Source organism: Corynebacterium hylobatis (assembly GCF_003955685.1).
Taxonomy (GTDB): domain Bacteria; phylum Actinomycetota; class Actinomycetes; order Mycobacteriales; family Mycobacteriaceae; genus Corynebacterium; species Corynebacterium hylobatis.
On the sequence record NZ_RXHJ01000005.1, the window covers coordinates 70999 to 91734 of the forward strand.

18 protein-coding genes are annotated in these 20736 nt (G+C 69.7%); 3 read left to right on the forward strand and 15 right to left on the reverse strand.

What is annotated here, in order from left to right; translation table 11 throughout:
* Window positions 1-11 precede the first annotated feature (11 nt).
* Entirely contained in the window at window positions 12-1874 is a 1863-nt protein-coding gene (gene glmS / locus EAH68_RS04430; protein ID WP_126120126.1) for a glutamine--fructose-6-phosphate transaminase (isomerizing), read from the reverse strand.
* A 154-nt stretch (window positions 1875-2028) separates the two neighbouring features.
* Between glmS and EAH68_RS04435 the strand changes: the two genes are divergently transcribed.
* Window positions 2029-2874, forward strand: coding sequence for a poly(ethylene terephthalate) hydrolase family protein (locus EAH68_RS04435; protein ID WP_126120127.1), 846 nt, complete (start codon window positions 2029-2031; stop codon window positions 2872-2874).
* Here the strand turns inward: EAH68_RS04435 and EAH68_RS04440 are convergent.
* The 10 genes from EAH68_RS04440 to eccCa form a co-directional block, all read right to left on the reverse strand.
* Entirely contained in the window at window positions 2871-3077 is a 207-nt protein-coding gene (locus tag EAH68_RS04440) for a hypothetical protein (RefSeq protein ID WP_241228291.1), read from the reverse strand. The two genes, EAH68_RS04435 and EAH68_RS04440, sit on opposite strands and share 4 nt — an antisense overlap.
* Window positions 3071-4333 carry a hypothetical protein gene (locus tag EAH68_RS04445; protein ID WP_126120128.1) on the reverse strand — a complete coding sequence of 421 codons (1263 nt, stop codon included), beginning with the start codon at window positions 4331-4333 and terminating at the stop codon, window positions 3071-3073. The genes EAH68_RS04440 and EAH68_RS04445 overlap by 7 nt, the downstream gene beginning before the upstream one ends.
* Window positions 4333-4632: a hypothetical protein gene (locus EAH68_RS04450; protein WP_126120129.1), complete on the reverse strand. Its 300-nt coding sequence runs from the start codon at window positions 4630-4632 to the stop codon at window positions 4333-4335. The genes EAH68_RS04445 and EAH68_RS04450 overlap by 1 nt, the downstream gene beginning before the upstream one ends.
* Before the next feature lie 83 nt (window positions 4633-4715).
* Window positions 4716-6059 (reverse strand): phosphoglucosamine mutase, encoded by a 1344-nt coding sequence (glmM, locus tag EAH68_RS04455; protein ID WP_126120130.1) that lies wholly within the window; start codon window positions 6057-6059, stop codon window positions 4716-4718.
* Window positions 6060-6173: 114 nt separating this feature from the next.
* Window positions 6174-6719 (reverse strand): 30S ribosomal protein S9, encoded by a 546-nt coding sequence (gene rpsI / locus EAH68_RS04460; RefSeq protein WP_126120131.1) that lies wholly within the window; start codon window positions 6717-6719, stop codon window positions 6174-6176.
* Entirely contained in the window at window positions 6716-7159 is a 444-nt protein-coding gene (gene rplM, locus EAH68_RS04465; protein ID WP_126120132.1) for a 50S ribosomal protein L13, read from the reverse strand. The genes rpsI and rplM overlap by 4 nt, the downstream gene beginning before the upstream one ends.
* Before the next feature lie 323 nt (window positions 7160-7482).
* Complete coding sequence (locus EAH68_RS04470; protein WP_126120133.1) at window positions 7483-7770, reverse strand: WXG100 family type VII secretion target; 288 nt, start codon at window positions 7768-7770, stop codon at window positions 7483-7485.
* Window positions 7771-7808: 38 nt separating this feature from the next.
* Window positions 7809-8126, reverse strand: coding sequence for a WXG100 family type VII secretion target (locus tag EAH68_RS04475; protein ID WP_126120134.1), 318 nt, complete (start codon window positions 8124-8126; stop codon window positions 7809-7811).
* 173 nt (window positions 8127-8299) lie between these two features.
* Window positions 8300-9274: a type VII secretion-associated protein gene (locus tag EAH68_RS04480; RefSeq protein ID WP_126120135.1), complete on the reverse strand. Its 975-nt coding sequence runs from the start codon at window positions 9272-9274 to the stop codon at window positions 8300-8302.
* Entirely contained in the window at window positions 9271-12903 is a 3633-nt protein-coding gene (gene eccCa / locus EAH68_RS04485) for a type VII secretion protein EccCa (RefSeq protein ID WP_126120136.1), read from the reverse strand. Before eccCa ends, EAH68_RS04480 begins: the two co-directional genes overlap by 4 nt.
* A 218-nt stretch (window positions 12904-13121) precedes the next feature.
* On the opposite strand from eccCa, the gene eccD reads away from it, so the two are divergent.
* Together eccD and EAH68_RS04495 are read left to right on the forward strand one after the other, a co-directional pair.
* Complete coding sequence (eccD, locus tag EAH68_RS04490; RefSeq protein WP_164546400.1) at window positions 13122-14450, forward strand: type VII secretion integral membrane protein EccD; 1329 nt, start codon at window positions 13122-13124, stop codon at window positions 14448-14450.
* A gap of 5 nt (window positions 14451-14455) precedes the next feature.
* On the forward strand, window positions 14456-15577 hold the full coding sequence (locus EAH68_RS04495; RefSeq protein WP_164546401.1) for a S8 family serine peptidase: 1122 nt from the start codon (window positions 14456-14458) through the stop codon (window positions 15575-15577).
* On the opposite strand, the gene EAH68_RS04500 is transcribed toward EAH68_RS04495, so the two are convergent.
* The 4 genes from EAH68_RS04500 to truA all read right to left on the reverse strand — a co-directional run bounded on the left by EAH68_RS04500 (window position 15540) and on the right by truA (window position 20640).
* Window positions 15540-15968, reverse strand: a complete 429-nt coding sequence (locus EAH68_RS04500; RefSeq protein WP_126120139.1) for a TIGR02611 family protein — start codon at window positions 15966-15968, stop codon at window positions 15540-15542. The two genes, EAH68_RS04495 and EAH68_RS04500, sit on opposite strands and share 38 nt — an antisense overlap.
* A 61-nt stretch (window positions 15969-16029) precedes the next feature.
* The gene (eccB, locus tag EAH68_RS04505; RefSeq protein WP_126120140.1) at window positions 16030-17268 is read right to left on the reverse strand and encodes a type VII secretion protein EccB; all 1239 of its coding nucleotides are present in this window, start codon (window positions 17266-17268) and stop codon (window positions 16030-16032) included.
* Between the two features lie 58 nt (window positions 17269-17326).
* Window positions 17327-19645, reverse strand: coding sequence for a DUF6541 family protein (locus EAH68_RS04510; protein WP_241228308.1), 2319 nt, complete (start codon window positions 19643-19645; stop codon window positions 17327-17329).
* A gap of 134 nt (window positions 19646-19779) precedes the next feature.
* Window positions 19780-20640, reverse strand: a complete 861-nt coding sequence (truA, locus tag EAH68_RS04515) for a tRNA pseudouridine(38-40) synthase TruA (RefSeq protein WP_126120142.1) — start codon at window positions 20638-20640, stop codon at window positions 19780-19782.
* Window positions 20641-20736 lie beyond the last annotated feature (96 nt).

The window sequence follows — 20736 nt, forward strand, 5'->3', positions numbered from 1 at the left end:
GGGGTTCCCCGCTACTCCACCGTCACGGACTTGGCCAGGTTGCGCGGCTTGTCGATGTCCTCGTTGCCGCACTCGCGCGCGATGTCGGCCGCGAGGAACTGCAACGGCACGGTGGCCAGCAGCGGCTGCATGATCGAGGGCGTCGCCGGGACCCGGATCAGCCAGTTGGCGTAGGGCACGACCGCCTCATCGCCCTCCTCGGCGATGACGATGGTCTTCGCGCCACGCGCCCGGATCTCCTGGATGTTGGACACGATCTTGGAGTGCAGCAGCTTCACCCCCCGCGGGGAGGGCACGACCACCACCACAGGCAGATCATCCTCGATCAGGGCGATGGGCCCGTGCTTGAGCTCACCGGCCGGGAACCCCTCGGCGTGGATGTAGGCCAGCTCCTTGAGCTTGAGCGCGCCCTCCAGGGCGACGGGGAAGCCGACGCCGCGGCCGAGGAAGAGCATGGTGCGCACCGCACCGAGGTCCGCGGCGATGGCCTGGACCTGTTCCCTGACCGAGAGCAGCTGGTCAATCTTGGCGGGGATCTCCTCGAGGGCGTCCCAGATCTCCCGGATCTCATCCGGATACTTGGTGCCCTTGGCCTGCGCCAGGGCCAGGCCGACGATGTAGTTGGCGGCGACCTGCGCCAGGAAAGCCTTCGTGGAGGCCACACCGATCTCGGGGCCGGCGTGGGTGTAGAGCACGGCGTCGGATTCCCGCGGGATCTGCGAGCCGTTGGTGTTGCACACCGTCAGCACCTTCGCCCCCTGTGCCTTCGCATGGCGCACGGCCTCCAGGGTGTCGGCGGTTTCGCCGGACTGGGAGATCGCCAACACGAGGGTGCGTTCGTCGAGGACCGGGTCGCGGTAGCGGAATTCGGAGGCGACCTCGATCTGCACAGGGATGCGCACCCAGTGTTCGATGGCGTATTTGGCCAGCAGGCCGGAGTGGTAGGCCGAACCGCAGGCGACGACGAAGACCTGGTTGATGCTCTTCAGGTCAGTCTCGGAGATATCCGATTCGTCGAGGAACACACGGCCGTCGTGGAAATGGCCACCGAGTGTGTCACGGACCGCCGCCGGCTGCTCGTGGATCTCCTTCATCATGAAGGAGTCGTAGCCGCCCTTCTCGGCGGCGGCGAGGTCCCAGTCGATGGTGAAGGGGCGGCCCTGCGCGCGCGAGCCGTCGAAGTTGAGGACCTCGTAACCCCCGGCGGTGATCACCACGACATTGTCCTGCTCGAGCTCAACGGCATTGCGGGTGTGCTCGATGAATGCTGCGACGTCCGAACCGAGGAACATCTCCCCCTCCCCGACGCCGACGATCAACGGGGTGGAGCGGCGGGCCGCGATGATCTGCCCCGGATGGTCGGCATGGGTGAACAGGAGGGTGAAGGCGCCTTCAAGACGGGCGAGGACGGCCAGCGCGGAGGCACGGAAATCACCCGCGGTCTCCCCCTCGTTGTAGGCGCGCGCCAGCAGATGGGCGGTCACCTCGGAATCCGTCTCGGAGACGAGGGTGACACCGGACTCCTCCAGCTCCGCGCGCAGTTGCGCGAAATTCTCGATGATGCCGTTGTGGACGATGGCCGCGCGGCCGTCGAAGGAGAGGTGCGGGTGGGCGTTGCCGTCGGTGGGCCGGCCGTGGGTCGCCCACCGGGTGTGCCCGATTGCCGTAGTGCCCCGCAGGCTGTCCTCGCCGATCTCAGCGATCCGCCCCGCCAGGTTGGCGAGCTTCCCCGCGCGTTTGACCAGGTTGATCCCGGTGCCGTCGGGGACCGCGATGCCGGAGGAGTCGTACCCGCGGTACTCCATCCGACGCAGCGCCTCCAGCGCGATGCCCAGTCCCTGTCGTTCACCGACGTATCCAACGATTCCACACATGGGGGAAATCGTAGACGAATCGACCGGTCCTGCGACAGGTATCCGAGGCCTCATGCCACCCGCTCCGCCCCCGCCACCGCCCCGTAAGCTCGCCGTTTTCCGGGGGTGTGACATTCGCAACCCCGTCTCCATCTCTTCCACTATCCTGGGATCCGTGTCTGAGAATCTGAAGAAGCACCTGGCTCAACTGTCCAAGCGCGGCCCCCACCGCGTCCTCGTCGGCGATCTCAGCTACGCCGGGATCCCGGGCAAGGTCTATGCCCCCGCCGAGGGCAACAGCGTGCCTGCCGTCGCCTTCGGACACGACTGGCTGAAGTCGGTGAAGACCTACCACGCGACGCTGCGCCACCTGGCCAGCTGGGGAATCGTCGTCACCGCCCCCGACACCGAGACCGGTTTCATGCCGGACCACCGCGGTTTCGCCGCCGATCTGGAATCCGCCCTGCAGATCGCCTCAGGCGTCAAGCTCGGCCACGGGAAGGTGACGGTCTCCCCCAGCAAGCTCGGCGTCGTCGGCCATGGCATGGGCGGTGGAGCCGCAGTACTCACCGCCGCGAACAACCCCCGTATCAAGGCGGTGGCCGCCCTCTACCCCGCCGACACCGCCCCCTCCTCCGTCGAGGCGGCCCGTGCGGTGAAAGCACCCGGGCTGATCATCGCCCCGGGGCGCCCTGACCTTTTCGGTGCCGGTGACCCCGCCAAGGTGGCCTTCCACTGGGGCGGCGAGGTCGTCTACCGGGAGATCAAGGGTGGTAACCAGGCCGGCTTCACCGAGGACACCTTCCTGAAGCTCGTTGTTGGTCAGGGCATCCCGCAGTTCTCCGCCCAGGAGACCGCCCGCGGCCTGCTCACCGGCTTCCTGCTCCACCAGCTGGACAACGAGCGCAAGTACTCCGGTTTCTCCGAGGCACTCGCCCACGCGAAGAACGTCACGTCCTACGCCGGCACCGAACTGGCGGACAAGGCCGACGTCAAGCTGAGCACCAGCACCCGGCTCTAACCCCTGCGGAGCAACCCCTGGACCCGGCCCCGCGCCGGGCCCGGCCGTGACCGGGGCTGCAGCGGCGGGGGCGCGGCAGGCTGCGGGGTGACGGCCTTCTCCACTCGCTGCTGCGCCTGGGCCAGGGCCTTCTCGAACTCGACCATCCGTTGCGTGGTCCGCTGGCGGAACTGCCGCGAGAACTCCTCGAACTCCATCACCATGCACCCGCCTTCCGTGCGCCACCCGGTGCCGGGGCAGGTGCAGGTGGCGGTTCAGGGGCAGTCGCCATCGGCACGGCTGCCGGGGCAGCAACCGGTGGGGGCGCTGCCTGCTTCGGTGGTGGCGGTGGTTCCGGAACATCGGTCAGATCCTGCTTGGGCGGTGCCGGTGGTTCCGCAACGGGCTCAGGCACGGGCTCGGGTTCCGGTTCCGGGGCAGGTGGAATCTCCGGAATGCAGTCCTCTAGAGCGGTGATCAGCAGGCCGACACCCAGGATCGCCACCCCCACCCCGACCAGGCCGAGGACACCGCAGCAGTCACTGCTGCCCGACTCCCCCGGTGCGGGCGGGTCCACGCACTCCGGCTCCGGGGTCTCCACCGGTTCCGGGCAGTCCTCCACCGGTTCCACTGACTGCGGCACGGTCGGCTCACAGTCCGGTGTCGCGACGGGTTTCCCGGGTGGGGCCGGGGGATCACAGTCGGGTTCTTCAACGGCGACCGGTTTCTCGGGTACCGGTTCCCCGGTCGACTGCGGGACGGTCGGTGTCTCCGTGACGGTGGTGACCTTCCCGGGCACGTGCTTCGTGGGCGCGGTCGGCGGGTTCTCCTCACAGACGACGGTGGCGCAGGCGCCGGTGGCGGGTTTCTCACAGACTGCCGTGCCACGGTCGAGGAATTCGTCGAGGCAGGCTGTGACGGCGCTGTCGCGGTCCCGGCAGCAGTCCATGATGGTGCCACCCGCCGAATCAATCAGATCGGCGCCCGCTGCGACACATTCGGCGAACTCCCTCGGATGTTGGGCGGGGTCCACCTGGTTGAGGAAGGCACACAGCTGTCCGATCACCGCCCGCAGCGCGAGGAGGATCTCCTCGACACCCGTCTCGTTGACCTCCTCGATGTCACACAGGGTCTTGTCCACGGCCTCCGCGTCGCGGACGATGTCCTCGCTGTCATCCCGGTTGCTGAACCAGTCGCCGACGTTGTCGACCACGCGGCCGAGAATCTCACCGAAGGCGGCCTGGGCGAGGAAGGTGAACAGGGACTCGACGATCCCACCCTTCAGCATCCCCGTGTCCGAGGAGCCGACGGCGGCCCGGGTGTGCTCGACCAGCTGGGCGGTGTCGAGTCCTTCGGTGGAACCCAGCACCCGGCTGAGCATGTCCACGGAGATGCTCGGTCCGCGGTAGCTGCCGCGGGAGGCGGAGCTGAGCATCTGCACGATTCCCCGGTAGCCCAGGGCGGCGGCAGCGGCGGCCATCAGAGCCCACCGCGCAGTTCAGTGGCCAGCTGCGTGTCGACATCGCGGAGCACCCGCACCTGCGCGGCTGCGGCCTGGGCGGTGGTGCGGACGGCGTCGATACGCTCGGTGCCGGTGTCGTGGACGCGCTGCAGCATCGCGGCGATCGCGGCACCGCGGTCGGCGAAGTCCCGGCCTGCCGCGCTGGCGGGCAGGGCCGGGCGGGTGCTCAAGTGACGGGTGTGCTGTTCCTCACCGTCAGCAACCAGGCGCTGCAGTGCATCGAGCGCCCCCGCATGGTCGAGGAAGAAACCGGACATGAAAAATCCCCTTTGCGAAAGTCCGTGGCTGATGTCTCACCATCATTGGACTGCCCACAGGGGAGAAAGGTTCCCGGGTGTGGCTAAACCGCTGCGACGACCGCCGCGATACGCCCCGCGACGCGGCGGGCCTGCTCGCTCTCGGCGGCCTCCACCATGACGCGGAACAGCTGCTCCGTGCCTGAAGGGCGCAGCAGGACACGGCCCGTGCCGCCCAGCTCGGACTCTGCCTCGGCGGTGGCGTCCTGCACGGCGGCAGACTGGAGGATGGCGGCCTTATTCGCCACCGGGACGTTGATGAGCACCTGGGGCAGGACATTCATCACACCGGCCAGCTCCTTCAGGGAGCAGCCGGTCTCGGCCATGCGGGCCATGAGGCGCAGGCCGGACTGGGTGCCGTCACCGGTCGGGCACAGACCCGGCAGAACGATATGGCCGGACTGCTCCCCGCCGAGGCTGTAACCTCCGGCGGTGAGCTCCTCGAGGACATAGCGGTCGCCGACCTTCGTCTCGAGCATGGTGATCCCCTGCTCCTCCATCGCCAGACGCAGACCCAGGTTGCTCATCACGGTGGCCACGAGGGTGTTCTTGCGCAGCTCGGACTTCTCCTTCATCCCCACCGCGAGGATCGCCATGATCTGGTCACCGTCGATGATGTTGCCCTCCCCGTCTACGGCGAGACAGCGGTCGGCGTCACCGTCGTGAGCCAGACCGAGGTCCGCGCCGTGCTCGATGACGGCCCTCTGCAGCTGCTCCATGTGGGTGGAGCCGCAGTTGTCGTTGATGTTGTAGGCGTTGGGGCTGTTGTGGATCGCGATGACCTCCGCCCCGGCCGACTCATAGGCTTTCGGCGCCACCGTCGAGGCCGCGCCGTTGGCGGCGTCGACGACGACCTTGATGCCCGTCAGGTCCGCCGGGGTGCTCTCGGACAGGTGCCTGAGGTAGCGGTCCTGGGCGTCGGGGGCCTCCTCGATGACACGTCCGACGCCGGTGCCGGTCGGGCCGTGCGGCGAGAGCTCCGCCATGGCCGCCTCGATCTCGTCCTCCACCGAGTCCGGCAGCTTGCGGCCACCGGCGGAGAAGAACTTGATGCCGTTGTCGGGCATCGGGTTGTGCGAGGCGGAGATCATCACGCCCATGTCCGCACCGTAGTCATCGGTGAGGAAGGCGACACCGGGGGTGGGGATGACACCGACGCGCAGGACATCGATACCGCGGGAGGCCATCCCGGCGGACAGTGCCGCGGCGAGCATCTCACCGGAGACACGCGGATCACGGCCGACGATCGCCGTGGGACGGCGGTCACTCGACCGGCGGTCGCGGGTGAGCACGTGCGCGGCGGCCGCCCCCAGCTCCAGAGCCAGGGAGACAGTGAGATCCTTGTTCGCGAGCCCGCGAACACCATCGGTACCGAAGAGTCGAGTCATGGGGATTATTATGCACCACGGACCACGCCGCGCTGGTTTCGCCGACCCCGGGAACGGCGAACGCCGCCCCACCGGGAGAGGTGGGACGGCGTCGACAGGAAGCGAAGGCGGAGCTTAACGCTTGGAGTACTGCGGGGCGCGACGTGCGCCGTGCAGACCGGCCTTCTTACGCTCGACTGCGCGGGCGTCACGGGTGAGCAGGCCGGCCTTCTTGAGGGCGGCGCGGTCAGCCGGGTTGTACAGGTTCAGTGCACGGGCGATGGCCAGGCGCAGGGCGCCGGACTGGCCGGTCGGGCCGCCACCGGCGATGTTTGCCTTGATGTCGAACTGGCCGACGCGCTCGAGCAGCTCGAGCGGGGTCAGGATGTCCTGCTGGTGCAGCTTGTTCGGGAAGTAGTCCTCGAGCGCACGGCCGTTGCAGGTGATGTTGCCGGAGCCGGCGACCAGGTGGACGCGGGCGATGGCGCGCTTACGACGGCCGACGGTCTGGATCGGGCCGTCAAGCTCGATCGGAGCCGCGAACTCGGCCTCTTCCTCGGTGGCCTCCGGAGCGACAGCGTCGCCGATGGTGTAGGCGAACTCCTCGGTGGCGGCAGCGGCGGCCTCGATGTCGCCGGCCTCAGCCACGTTCAGGTCCTCGTTCTGGTTCTGCTCGGTCACTGTGCCACCTGCTTGATCTCGTAGGTCTCGGGCTGCTGGCCGGCGTACGGGTGCTCAGAGCCGGCGTAAACGTGGAGCTTCTTCACGGAAGCACGGGAGAGCTTGTTGTGCGGCAGCATGCCGGTCACAGCTTCCTCGATCACGCGCTCCGGACGGGTGTCCAGAGCCTTGCCCAGGGTCATGGAGCGCAGGCCACCCGGGTAACCGGTGTGGCGGTAGCGCATCTCGCGGTCACGCTTGTTGGAGGAGACGTGAACCTTGTCGGCGTTGATGACGATGACGTGGTCACCGCAGTCAACGTTGGGTGCGTACTGGGGCTTGCCCTTGCCGCGCAGCAGGCCTGCTGCGTGGGTGGCGAGCCGGCCCAGCACCACGTCGGTGGCGTCGATGACGTACCACTTACGGGTGATGTCACCGCTCTTCGGGTGGTAAGTAGACACTAAATGACTCCTTGAAAGTCTGTCCGGGGGCTGCCGGCCTGAAAAGATCTGAGGTGCACGTATCCGGAACGCGGCGGCCGGTGGGGACCCGCGCACAGCGCACACAACCGCTTTAGTGTAGGGGACTGCCCCGGAAAACCCAAACCGCCTCCGTGGCACCTTCTGCTGGAGAAGTGGCCGGTCGGAGGCGGTCGGTGGAGTCAGGTGGCGGCCTGCCCGGGCCACCACGTAGCGGATCCCGGTCCGGTGGTGACAGATTCCGCGTCTGCCCCGTGGTTGACGGGTGGACCGGACCGGGTCTGAGCAGTCAGCGCGTGGCCGACTCAGCCCCAGCTCGCGGCGGCCTGCCGGTTGACGTCACTCATGCGCTCATTGCCCTGCGAAACGGTGCGGGAGATGGTCGCGAGGATGGTGTTGAGTTCCGCGGCCGAGCGGTCCCATTTCGCCTGGGCCTCCTGGTAGGCCAGCGCGGAATCACCCTCCCAGGTCGCCACCATCGGCTGGAGCTGGGACTTGAGGTCATCCAGCAGTGCGTTGATCCGCCCTGAGCTGGCGTTGATGTCTGCGGCGGCGGCCTCGATGGCGCCGAACTGGTACTTGATCGCGTTCATTATTCTTCTGGACCCTTTCCTGGTGTGGTGGCTGCGCCCTAGAGCGCGAGGCCCTGGCCGCCGACGTTGGAGAAGGCCTGCGTGTTCTGGGCCTCCATGGAATCGAAGCCCCGTGCGTTGTGCCGGATGTTCTCCGAGATGCTGGTCAGCGCCTCCCGCAGCTCGCGAGCGGAGGTGTTCCACCGCTGCATGAGCCCGTCGAAGGAAACCTGGGCGTTGCCGGCCCAGCTGCCGCGGACGCCGTCAACGACGCCCTGCAGGCGGGTCAGCTCGCCCTGTACCTCATTGTTGGTGGTGTCGACGTGGCCGGCGGTCGCCAGCATCACATCGGCTTCGGTCCTGAACATTTGGCTCATGGTGGCCATCCCTCCCGAATTGGTGTGGTGATTGACTCAGGTGCCGGGGTCCCTCCCCGATCGCTCCCCCGAAAAGGCCGCCCGGTGGGCCCTCTCATCATTGTTGGACTGTGAAAACACGCCTGCGGTTCCCGGGTCCGCGGGAATTCTTTCCGCATCTGTGTCTGTACAGCTCAGACACGTCCGGTCAGTTCGACGGAATCCACCGCCATGCGGCAGGCCGCCTCCTGCGGGATGGTCGGGGTCTGCCGGGTGTGGCAACCGACGGAGAACTGATGGCCGTCCTCGACCCAGGTGCTCCAGGTGACCTCCGAATCGTCGCCGGGCAGTTCGCGGTAGCGGATGACCTCCAGCCCGCGGGCCGCGCGTTCCGGTTCCAGGGGGTGGAGGGTGTGATCCTCCTCGACCATGGTGTGGATCTGCGCCGCCACCGTCTCAGCGGGCACGGAGTACACCGGGTCAGCGGCCAGGTGGATGCGCAGGCCCGGGTCATCCCCGGTGGCCAGCAGCCCGTCGCCACGGTCCTCCAGCTGGAAACCGGCCGGGACGACGACCCGCAGGTGCTCATGTTCGAGCACTGCCTTCGGGGGTTCCGGTTCCCGGATTGCCGACGTCTCCTTCCCCGCACTGTTCTTCTCCGGGTCGGGGCCGGGGGCGGAGCTGCTCGGCACCGGCGGCAGAGCCGGCTGCTCCTCCGCCCCGGAGGGGCCACCCACGACCCACAGGCTCAGACCCACGATCACCAGGACGACGGCGGCGGTGACCAGATGGAAGGGGGAGATCCCGCCGCGCAGCCGGTGCTGACCCGCCCGTCGGGTGGGACGGGTGACGGTCACCTCCCGGGACTCCGGCTCCGGCAGGGGTGTCTCATGGAGCACCTCGCTGGGGTAGGCCGCCACCCCCTTGTTCAGCAGGGTGCGGGTGAGGAGCTCCGTGGTGGGCTCATCGGCGTCGACGATGATCTCCACATCCGGCCAGTCGAGGCTGCACAGTTCCCTGGCCTGGTCGATCACGGCAGCCAGTGCCCAGCCATCGATGATGCCGGTACCCGGCAGGTCATAGCGGTAGATGGTGTCGGGGCCCTCGAAGATCGTCGCGCTCTCCAGGACCGTGATGGTCAGGACATCCGGAACGGCCGGGGCGCTCATGACTCCTCCCCCGGCTTGTCCCCCGCCGTCGCCACCTGGCAGATGCCCACCGTCTCCCCGCGCACCTGCCAGGTGCCGCGGCCGGGTGGCTGGGGTGCGGGGCGGATGCCGAATACGGCACCCTCCTCGCGGTCGGCGTCGAGAAGCAGGACCGCCGGGGTCTGGTCCCGCACCGCGGAGAGGAAGGGGCCGAACAATGCCCTGCCGATGCCGCCCGATTTACGTGCCAGGACCAGGTGCAGGCCGATGTCCCGGGAGTGAGGGAGCAGCTCGGTCAACCGCATCAGCTCATGGTCGGCGACCAGGTCGAGGTCGTCGATGACCAGGAAGATCTCCGGCCCCTCCCACCAGTCGCGGGACGCCAGCTGCGCCGGGGTGATGTCCGGGCCGGGCAGGCGGGCACTCAGGGTGGCCACGGTGTCCGTCAGCACCGTGGCGGTGGCCGTGGTGGTGGCGGAGTAGGCGGCGAGCATCCCCTCGTCCACCGCCCCCAGGTGGGCGCGCCGGTGGTCGATGACGACCATGCGTGCAGCAGCCCGGCCCAGCGCACTGATCCCGGCCATGACCGTGGTCAGCAGCGTCGATTTGCCCGCACCCTGCCCACCGACACACACCAGGTGCGGGGTGGTGGCGGGCTCCCAGGCGATGGTGGCCAGCCGCGGTCCGCCCACCGCCAGCATGATGCCGGCGGCAGGTTCCAGTTCGGCCAGTCGGACAGCGGTGGGCAGCACCCGCAGCGCCGGCACCGGTTCCTGTCCTGCCGCGGCGGCGGTGGTGGCGATGTGCGCCAGGTCCTGGTTGGAGCTGAGCGCGATGAGCATCTGCCGGCCGTGTTCATCCAGGCCCCGGCCGGGCAGGGCGGGCAGCTTCTGCTGTGCCTTCCGGTCGACGAGAGAATCCATCGACTCACCCAGGCGCAGTTCCAGACGGTGGGTGATCAGGTCCCGGACCGCCGGGCGCAGCACCGTCCACCGTGGGGTGGACACCAGCAGGTGCACGCGTCTCGACGGCCCGTCCGCCGCCAGGGACGTGAGCGGCTCCAGCAGGTCCTCATGGTCCGCCGCCACCGCATGCCAACCATCGACGACGAGGAAGGTGTGGCGTTCCTCCGGCTCCTCCACCAGGGCGGTGACCTCATCGAGGATGCGCCGGATCCGTTCCGGTTGCCCACGCCCGGCCACCCCCGCCACATGCGGCAGCCGGTCGAGGGTGGCCAGCTGGCCCCCGCCGAGGTCGATGACGTAGAAGCGGATCTGCGCCGTTGTGTGGGTCGCCGCGAGCGAGGCGACGATGGTGCGCAACGCCGTGGACTTGCCGGTCTGCGGACCACCGCACACCGCCGCATGTCCACCGCCGGTGGACAGATCCAGGATCAGCGGGTCCTGGCGCTGATGGTAGGGCACGTCGATGATGCCGATCGTGGCCGCCAGCTCCCCCACCTCCTCGGCCACCCCGGCCAGCTCCACCACCGGTGGCAGCGGCGGCAGCCACACCTGGTGCGCGGACTGCCCGCGGGCCCGGGCGGTGGCGCAGGCGCGGTCGACGACGGTGTCAAGAAGCGTCGTGGACTCGTCGACGACCAGCGGTGCCTCGGTCTGCTCGAACTGCTCCCAACCGGTGAACAGCGCGACCCTGCCCGGCGCTCCCGGAAGGGCGGTGACGTCACGACGTTCCAGCGGGCCGGAGACGTACGCCGCCTGGAACCGGGTGATGTCCTCGGCGTGGTGCTTGAGGAAGCCTGCGCCCGGCTGGGCGGGGAGGTGGTGGGCGTCGGTGACGCCGAGGACCTGGCGGGATTCGGCCGCGGAGAAGGTCTTCAGGCCGATGCGGTAGGACAGGTGCGAATCGAGGCCGCGCAGGCGGCCCTCCTCGAGGCGTTGGCTGGCCAGCAGCAGGTGGACGTGCAGGAAGCGACCGAGTCGGCCGACCGCGACGAACAGTTCGGCGAAGTCGGGGTGCGTGGCGAGCAGCTCGGAGAACTCGTCGACCACAATGACCAGGGCCGGCAGCGGCGGAAGATCCCCGCGGCCGGACAGGCGGGCGGTGGTGTAGTCGGTGACGTTGGCGAAGTTGCCCGCCTCCCGCAGCACCTCCTGGCGGCGGTTGAGCTCACCGGAGATGGCATCGAACATCCGCTCCACGAGCACCGCCTCATCGGAGAGGTTGGTGATCACCGCCGAGGTGTGCGGCAGGCGTTCGCAGCCGAGGAAGGTCGCCCCACCCTTGAAGTCCACGAGGACGAGGTTGAGCTCATCGGGGCTGTGGGTCGCGGCGAGGGAGACCACCAGGGTGCGCAGCAGTTCCGATTTGCCCGAGCCGGTCGCCCCGATGCACAGGCCGTGCGGACCCATACCGCCGTGAGCGGACTCCTTGAGGTCCAGGCGCACGGGTGCACCCTGCGGAGTGGTGCCGATGGGCACGACGAGGCGCTGGCGGCTCAGCTCCCGACCCGGCCACATCGTCTCCGGGGTGAGCTGCTCGATGTCGGCCAGGCCGATGAGCGAGGTCAGGTCCCGGCCGCCGGCGCCGGGGGCCGCGGTGTCGGGGCGGCGGTAACGGGTCAGCGCCCGGGCCAGGATGACCGCCTCGGCGGTATCCAGCCCGTCGGCGACGCCGAGGGTCTCCACGCCGACCGCGGTGTGGGCCGACAGCTCCCCGTCGGCGCTCAGCGCCAGCCCCTCCTGCTCGGCGCGCATCCCCAGCGCGGTGGTCGCCCGGGAACCGACGTCGATGATGGTGGTCCAGGTGGGGTCGTCAAGGTAGGGCTCGGTCCCGGTCGTGGTGGTGTGGTCGACCACGAGGATGCGGTGGCGGGCCTGCTCCGGATGGCGGGTGTGCGGCAACCATTTCAGCCAGTCCCAGCCCTGCCCGACCACCTCCACGGCGACGGTCTCCGGGCCGTGGGCCACCACCAGCTGTGCCACCACCGCCCGGGCCAGGTCGCCTGCCCCGGGCCCGGCGACGCCGAGGAAGCGGAAGGCCTGCAGCTGCACCGCCACCGGCATCCGCGGGCACCTGCCCACCGCCTGGACGGTGCGCCGCAGGCTCACCGCGCACACCGGGTCGAGATCCTCCGCCGCCCCGGCGTCGGGCACCTCCACCGGCGTGCACAGGGCGGTGTCGCCGAGCCCGATGCGTATCTCAAGTGTGTCGGCGTCATCGGGACCGCGTTCCCACAGGCGGCGGCTGTCCACCCGGCTCCACAGCTCATCGGGGCCCGGGTGGCGGTGGAACTCGTGCGCCCGCTGCCGGGCGGCGTTGACCAGGGCCTTCTCCCGCAGCGCGCCGAGATGGCGCAGGTAGGTCCGGCGGGTCTCGTCGACATCCTCGCCCTGCGGCGGGGAGAACATCATGAGCATCGACATACCCAGCATGAGCGGGAGGATGAGCATCATGGGATTCGCCCCGGCCCCGCCGAGCATCATGAGGGCGACCATCGCCACCATCGCCGCAACCATCACCACCGGCATGAGGATCCGCAGGACGGGCACCGGGGCGGGACGGTGCGCCGCCGGCACCTGCTCCGCCGCAATAGTCCCCTGCGGCAACGGTGGTGCGGGTTCCCGTTCGGCAGGCGTGAGCGGCTCCACGACCCTGCTGACGATGTCACTGACCCCGAGTACTGACATACCTGTCCCCCTGATCGACCGCCCCCTGATGTGCGTCCGGCCTGCCGGTCACCCCAACCGGAAACAATGAGAGGGCACGGACGCACGGGGCGTGTGCCCGACATGTTAGGTCAGGGGGCGGCCACGCGCCGGGTGGACAGTGGGGCGGGGCCGGGTGACAATGCCCGGTGGAGCGGTCGCACAGGGGGTGTGTCCGCACAAGACCAGGGGGAAGAACCGTGTCCGTCGACCATGTCCTGCGCCTGACCGTCCGTTTCCAGGTGGGCACCTACCACCGGGAGGCGGACCTGGCCCTGCCGGCGGGTTCGACGCTGGCGGAGGTGATCCCGGAGATCGTCACCCTGGTGGGCGCACCCCGGATCTCCCGGCCCTGGCAGGCGACGACCGCCGCCGGTACCACCCTGGACCCGGCGGTGCCGCTGCACCAGACCCCGCTGGACCATGGTGCCGTGGTCGTCCTCACCCCGCGCCACGAGGCGGTCGCGCCGGTGGTGCGGGATGCTGCGGAGGCGCTGTCGGAATCCGCCGGGGAGGCCCGCACCGGTGGCCTGGCCGCCGCCGGTGCGGTGGCCGGGGTGGCGGCAGTGCTGGCGGTGGGGGTGGGCCTGCTCCCGACCGCCCAGGCCCTGGCGCTGGCCACGATCGCCGCGGTCACAGTGCTCGTGGTGCGGCGCACGGTCCGGGTGCTGGCGCCGGTGGCCGTGCTACTGGCCGGCTCAGCGGCGGGTGCCGGCGTGCTCGAGGCCGCCCGGCCGGAGGAGGCTGCGGAACCTGCGACGCTGGGTCTGGCGGCCTTGACGGCTGTGGCCGCTGCCGCGGTGATGCTGCTGTTCACGGTGGTGGTCGCCGGAATCGGGGCGCGCACCGCCGCGGCCTCGGCGACGGTGCTCGGTATGGCCTCGGTTGCTGCCGCAGGCGCCTTCCTGCCCGGTCATGCCGCGCAACCGGGTGTGGCCTCCGCCGCCCTGGTGCTGGCCGCCGGCGTGGTGCTCATGGGGCAGCTCCCGGGCCTGGCGACGCGTACTGCCGGCCTGCGGGTCCCCCGGCTGCCCACGGCGGGGCAGGACCTGGGGGTGGCGGATGAGGTGCAGCCGGATGTGGACGCCCGTGCCCGGCGCGCCCGGCACCTGCACGAGGGTGCCGCGCTCGGTGCGGCGGGGGCGATGATCCCGACGCTGGCGGTCATCGGCCTCCACGGCGGCGGTTTCGCGCAGGCCCTGTGTGTGGCGGTGGCCGGGACGGTTCTCCTGCACGCTGCCCGGCACCGACAGGCGGTGGCCGCGTGGTCCTGGATGCTGGTCGGCCTGGTGGCGTGCGTGGCCGGGGCGGTGGCGGCCGCCGAACCGGGGAATCCTCTGCAGTGGGCCGTGGCCCTGGTTCTGGCAGGTGTGGGGTTGGGCGCACCGGTGTGGGCGCCGCGGGTGCCGGACCTGGAGCCGACGGCGCTGGTGTGGTGGGAACGCGCCGAATCCCTCGCCCTGGCTGCCTCCCTGCCGTTGGCGGCGCACCTGGCCGGTCTCTTCGTGCTCATCCGGGGGCTGGGATGAGGCGGGTGGTGTTCAGCCTGGGTCTGCTGCTGGCCCTGACCGCCGCTGTTCCGGCGGCGGCGCAGGTGCCGGATGTGCCGTGCACGCGACCGGTCGAGGCCCCCGCCCCGGCGCAGCCTGACACGGATCTGCACCGTCTGGCCCGCGGGGAGGGGGTGCGGGTGGCGGTCATCGACACGGGTGTGGCCGCCCACCCCCGGTTGCGGGTCGAGCCTGTCGCGGATCTGGTCAGCCCCGGTGCCCCGGATCCCCACCTGGACTGCGACGGCCACGGCACCGTCGTGGCCGGGGTGGTCACTGACATCGCCCCCGGCGCGGTGATCCTGAGCATCCGCCAGTCCAGCGCCCACCACCGGCAGGTCGACGGCGGTGCCGCCGGCACCCTGGCGGGTCTGGCCGCGGCGGTCCATGAGGCGCTCGACGCCGGGGCGCAGGTGATCAACGTCTCTGTCGTCTCCTGCCTGGATGCGGGAGTGCTTCTCGACGCCCGCCCCCTCCATGACGCCCTGGACCGCGCTGAGTCCGAGGGGGCGGTGGTGGTCGCCGCGGCCGGCAACGCCGGTTCGGTCTGCCAGCCGGGCATGGTCGTCCATCCGGCCCAGGAGGAGACCGTGCTCGCGGTGGCGGCGGTGCATCCGCAGGACCCGCATGCGGTGGCCGACTATGTCATGCCGGGGGTGGGGCAGGTCGCCGCGCCAGGCCGGGTCGCGGTGGGACCGTCTCCTACGGGTGTGGGCTGGGCCTCCGGGGTGGTGGACGACCGGGGTCAGGAGAGCGGTTTCGAGGGGACCAGCTTCGCGGCGCCGGTGGTCTCGGGGGTGGCGGCGCTGCTGCGGGAGCGGTATCCGCACGAATCGGCCGCACAGATCCGGGAACGCATCCGCCAGGCGGCACAGCCGGGGCACGGGGTGGTGGATCCGCAGGCCACACTCACCCATCTGGCCGGGGACTATGCGGTGGCGGGCAGAGAAGTGGGCATCGGGAAGCAGGAGAGCCCTGTCCCGCAGGCGCCGGGCAGGGCCGCGGCAATCGTGGGCGGGCTCGGGGTGATGGTGCTGGCGGGGGTGCTGTTGCGCGGGCTCAGCGGGTTCAGCGCACCAGGCCGATCCGGTGCGCGTAGGGGGTGAGGAAGTCGAGGTTGCCCATCCGCCAGGCGCCCCAGGTGACACCGAAGAAGACCACCCAGATGAGGACGATCAGGGCTGTGGTGGCGAGGATCCGGAAGAGCTGCGGCTGGCGGTTGAACCAGAAGTGGAACCGGTCGTAGAGACGCACCCCGTAACCCAGGAGGCTTCGGGCCCATTCCTGTTCCAGGGAGAGGATGCCCACCCCGATGAAGGTGGTCAGCCAGCCCTGGCCGGGCAGGGGGATGGTGATCAGACCGATGATCAGCACGGACCAGCCGAGGATGAGAGTGAGCGGCCGCACGAGGTAGCCGTAGCGGCCGTCCTTGGCGTTCGTGTGGGTGTGCGCGAGTCTGTCCACCCGGTAGGAGACCATCTGTCGCATAGAAGCCATGAATACCTAACGAACGGGGACCGCGACCTGTTCCCGCCCTATGGTCATACCTGTATGGATTTCAGTAGGCTGCCCCCACGGCGGTCGCCGCGTTCAAGGGCGCGCCCTCCGGAAGCAACCGGATCACCGGCCAGGGTGCGGCTGCCGGCTCACCGAGACCCAGCGACTGCAGGTCAGCAGCGTGGGACACGGGGTGACGCAGCCCGGTGGTGTCAATGACGTGGAGACTGTGCCCGGTGTCCACCGCCACGGCCCCGGGTAGGCTGCTGAGGAACTCGGTTGCCGTCCCCTCTCCCGACAGCGTCACGGGACGGTGCTCCCCGGGCCGCAGGGTGGTCACCTTCCCCACGTCGGTGGCGCACACCGCAAGTTCCGCCGGGTCGAGCCACAGCGGAGCCACCTCAGGAAGGGACAGGTGGAGCTCCGCGTCCGGGTGGGCGGAAATTTCTGCACGGGGCACGCTGCGCACCGGCACCCCGGCGTCCGCCAGGATCTCCGCCTGGGTGCCGCTCACAGGGGCGATCCCGTCCGGCATCCGGGCCCACCGGCCGGCACCGGTGTCGAGGATCTCTCCGGGCAGCGGGTCCGGCAGGCGCGGCGGCTCCAGTTCTGCCGCGGCGTTGAGCACCTCCACGGGAGGTTCCCAGCGCGGGGTGTCCGCAGTGATCCCCAGGGCCCGGCGGATGATGCGCCCCTCCTCTGTCGCCGGGTCCGGCAGCTGCCTGCGCCCGGCGGTGGTGAGCAGCCACTCCACCCCCTCAGTGGTGGCCAGCACGCCCCGGTGGCCGCCGAGCGGAGTGACGTGGTCCCCCACCGCGACGGTGACGGTGCCGGAATCCTGACGGTGGCAGGCGGACCAGACCAGATCACCGGCCGGTTCCCCGCCCAGGACCAACGGGGCCGGGTGGATGCCCAGGGGCACACCCCGATCAGTGGCGGCCAGCAGCTCTGCGCCGATGCGGGCGGGTTCAGCCGGTTCCCCGGCGATGAGCCGGGCGGAGGCGAGGTTGGCCACGGGGTGGACGCGATCATCGACACGCACAAACAACGCGCCCTCGGAGGTCTGCAGGATGGGTGCGTCACCCGGATCCGCCGCCGGTCGCAGCCAGGCGAGCAGACCCGCACCCACGGCGATGAGGACGGTGGCCACCAGACCGAAGAGCATCGCCCGGTGGCGGGTGGCCAACGGGTCGTGGATCATCCGGATGTCACCGAAGACCAGACCGTGTTCGACCCGGCGGCGCAGGAACCGGTGTCCGGTCACCTGCGCCCGGGTAGTGGGCAGCACTGTGGAACTCATGTCATCTCCCCCTTGATGACTCAACGCCCCGTGACGGGCGGGTTATACCGCCGTCAGACTAAGGCCGGGTCGCGGGGATCTCAACCGGAGCGGGATCCGTCGCGGGGTTGCCGGGGGTTGCCAGGGCATCCTCTCCACCCTGATCCAGCTTGCTGGGCCGGTGGAAGACGGGGTCACCCCCGGCGTCGAGAAGCAGCGGCGGCAGCTCCTCCGGGGAGTTGCCCGGCTCCCGCATCTGTTCCAGCTCCGCGTCGGTGAAGGCCTGGTTGACGGCGAAAACAGCGACGTTCTGGTCCCGGTACACGGGGGTGACGCCAGGGGTCTCCCAGAGCCCGTCGATCATCTCGAAGCGCGGCTCCTGGAAACCCCAGAAGCTCCACGGGGAGACGAAGTAGAAGTTCACGCCCAACTCCCGGGCGGCCTTGTCCACGTTGTTGATCTGCTCCGGGTCACCGTGGTTGCCCACCCCGATGAGGTTGGGATGCCAGTAGAGCAGATCCGTGGCCGAGGCCCGGTCGACGTTGGGCCACAGATAGTGGCGCATGACCGAGGGCAGACCGTTGTAGGCGTACATCCAGCCGTGGCCGTCGGCGGGTTCACCGAAGATGGTGCCCTCATAGGCGTGCGGCTGCTGCGCAAGCCACTCGAAGGCCCGGATGTCTGCGGCGTTGACCATACGGTCATCGTGGCGCGGAGCGTTGATCGACCACTCCGCCCCCTCCATGACAGAGTCGCGGGTCGCCCACACCGCGGTACCGTAACCGGCCCCGATGCCCAGGATGACGGACACCGCGACGGAGACCCGGGTCCACGTGCCGTTCATCCGCAACGGCGCCAGGCTGATGAGACGGATGAGTACCGCCAGGCCGACTCCCGCGGCGGCGAAGGCGAACATGGCCACCGGCATGACCAGACGGTGCGCCGTGGCGTAGTGCAGATTGCCGATGATGTTGAGCCAGTCACCCCACGGCTCCTCGAAGAGCCTGAGGGAGTTGGCCGTCATCGCCGCGGAGACGAACCAGAACAGCGGGGCCCACAGGTTACGGCGCCACAGGATCAGCGCCACACCGCCGATGCCCGCCAGCCACAGCAGCGGCGTCTGGTTGAGGTCCGGGAACATGTCCGTGTGGCGGGTCTGCATCTCGAAGGCCTTCGCCCACGACTCCGCGCGGGTGACGTCCTCGAAGGCGGTGAAGGACGAGACCTCCTCCCCCTCGCTGGTGCCGCTGAGCAGCTGCGGCACCAGAATCGCGGTGCCCACGCCACCGGCCAGCGCCAACCAACCGACGTCCTGCAGGCGCACCAGCACCTTCCCGCCGAGGGTCGCCGCCTTCCGGGAGGGCGCCCACAGCAGATACAGCAGCCACCACAGCGCAAGCGCCAGCACGACGATGGTCACCGCCGAGGGGTGGAGCTGCACCATGCCCGCCAGCGAGAGCATCGCCGCGAAGGCCGCCACCGGCCGGTAGGGCACATGCATGAACAGCGCCATGACCACACCCGAGGCCGCCACCGCCGCGAGGTAGGGCCAGGCGCCGACGTAATAACCGATCCACATGAGCACCGGGGAGGCGAAGACGGCGATGCCGCCGATACCTGCCGCCAGCTGGGCCGTCAGGCCACCGCGGCCCACCATCTTCCACGCGATCATCGCCACCGACAACGGCAGCAGCATGCCCGGCAGGACGATGCTGGTGAGGTTCAACGCGGCAATCGGACTGATGCCTGCGGCCTCGCCGACCAGCCCCGCGCCGACGTGCCACGCCGAGGGGTAGTACATGTCGTTGCCGCTCTCGATGTTGCGCAGCTCGCCCTGCCGGGTGGGATCCGCGATGCCTTCATCCATGAACCAGCGCACCATCGAGGCGTGCCAGTGCACGTCCCAACCCTGGACGATATTCTCCAGCTCACCCGGCACATCCCGGAAGAACTCCAGACCGCGGTCGATGAACAGCCACATCCCGGTCAGGGCGCCGGCAGCCGGCAGCAGCCACCCCGGGTCGAGCAGGCCACCCTGGCGGGAACGCCGCGGAGCTTCCTCCGTGTGCTCCTGGTCCCCTGGAGTCTCCGGAGGTTCACCTTCACCGCTGTCTCCCACCCGGGCGGTGACGCGGCGCGCGCGGCGCCGGCCCAGCAGCAGGAAAGCCCCCCGCCACAGGGCGGCCAGCACGAGGACCACCAGCCAGAACGCCAGGAACGTCCCCCACGTGTAACGGATCTCCATCTGCCCCAGGGCCCACGCCCCCAGCCCGAAGATACCGAAGCTCACCGGTACCGAGGAGGCGACCGCCCACGGCAACCTCAGTCCCGACGCCCAGCCCAGGATCGCACCCGGCACGCTGAACACCAGGGCTGCGACGAGCACCAGCGGGAACATCTCCACCCCAGACACCAGCCTTTCCGGCCTCATATTAGGACCAACTCACGGCACAGACCGTTCAAACAAAGCCTGAGTCTACAACTCACGCCTTCACAGGCCCCTCACGGACTCACCCAAGTGGCATCAAAGTCCTAGAGCTTACGCCTGTCACGGGTGATGTATGCTCGCCCGGCCAGCTCATCATCGGCCGGGTAGTCCACGCCGACGAGGCTCAGCCCCTTCGCCGGGGCCAGGGGGATGATCGGCGAGCGCTCATTCTCCTGCAGCAGCTGCCCGGGCAGCTCCGCTTCCCGACGCCCCTCCCCCACCGTCAGGCACGTGCCCACCAGGGAGCGCACCATGTTCCAGCAGAACGCGTCCGCGCTCACGTGGGCCTCGTAGAGCTGCGGCTCCAGAGAAGTGGAGACGTCGTGCCAGGTGAAGGCCTGCAGCTCCCGGATGGTGGTGGCGTGCGGCCTGGCCTTGCAGAAGGCAGCGAAATCGTGCAGGCCCACCAGCACGTCAGCGGCCGCCTGCATGACCCCGATGTCCACCGGCTTCGGCCAGTGCGCCGTGTCCCGGGCCCGGGTGGGCAGCGGACCCCGGGGGTGGGTGGTCAGCCGGTAGACGTAATGACGGCGCAGCGCCGCGAACCGGGCGTCGAAACCATCGGGGGCGAAGGTGATGGCGTGGACCCGGACATCGTCGGGCAACAGACGCGCCAGCCGACGGACCAGCCGCATGGGGTCCCCGTCGATGGTGCGCTGCTGCAGGCGGTCCGCCGGCACATCGAGGTGGGCCACCTGCCAGGCGGCGTGCACACCGGCGTCGGTGCGACCGGCGACGGTGAGGACGGCGTCGATACGCAGGATCAGCGACAACGCCTCCTCCAGCACCCCCTGCACGGTGCGCAGCGGCGGGGCACCGTCCTGTGCCTTCTGGCGAGCCCAGCCGTGGAAGTCGGTGCCGTCGTAGGCCAGGTCGAGCCGGAGGCGGATGAGATCAGTGTCCATGATGGGAACCAAGGTTACCGGCTGCGGGAGGGGGAAAGGCGCAGCGCCCCTCCTCCCGCTGATGCGGGGGAAGGGGCGCTGTGGTGGTGCCGGGTG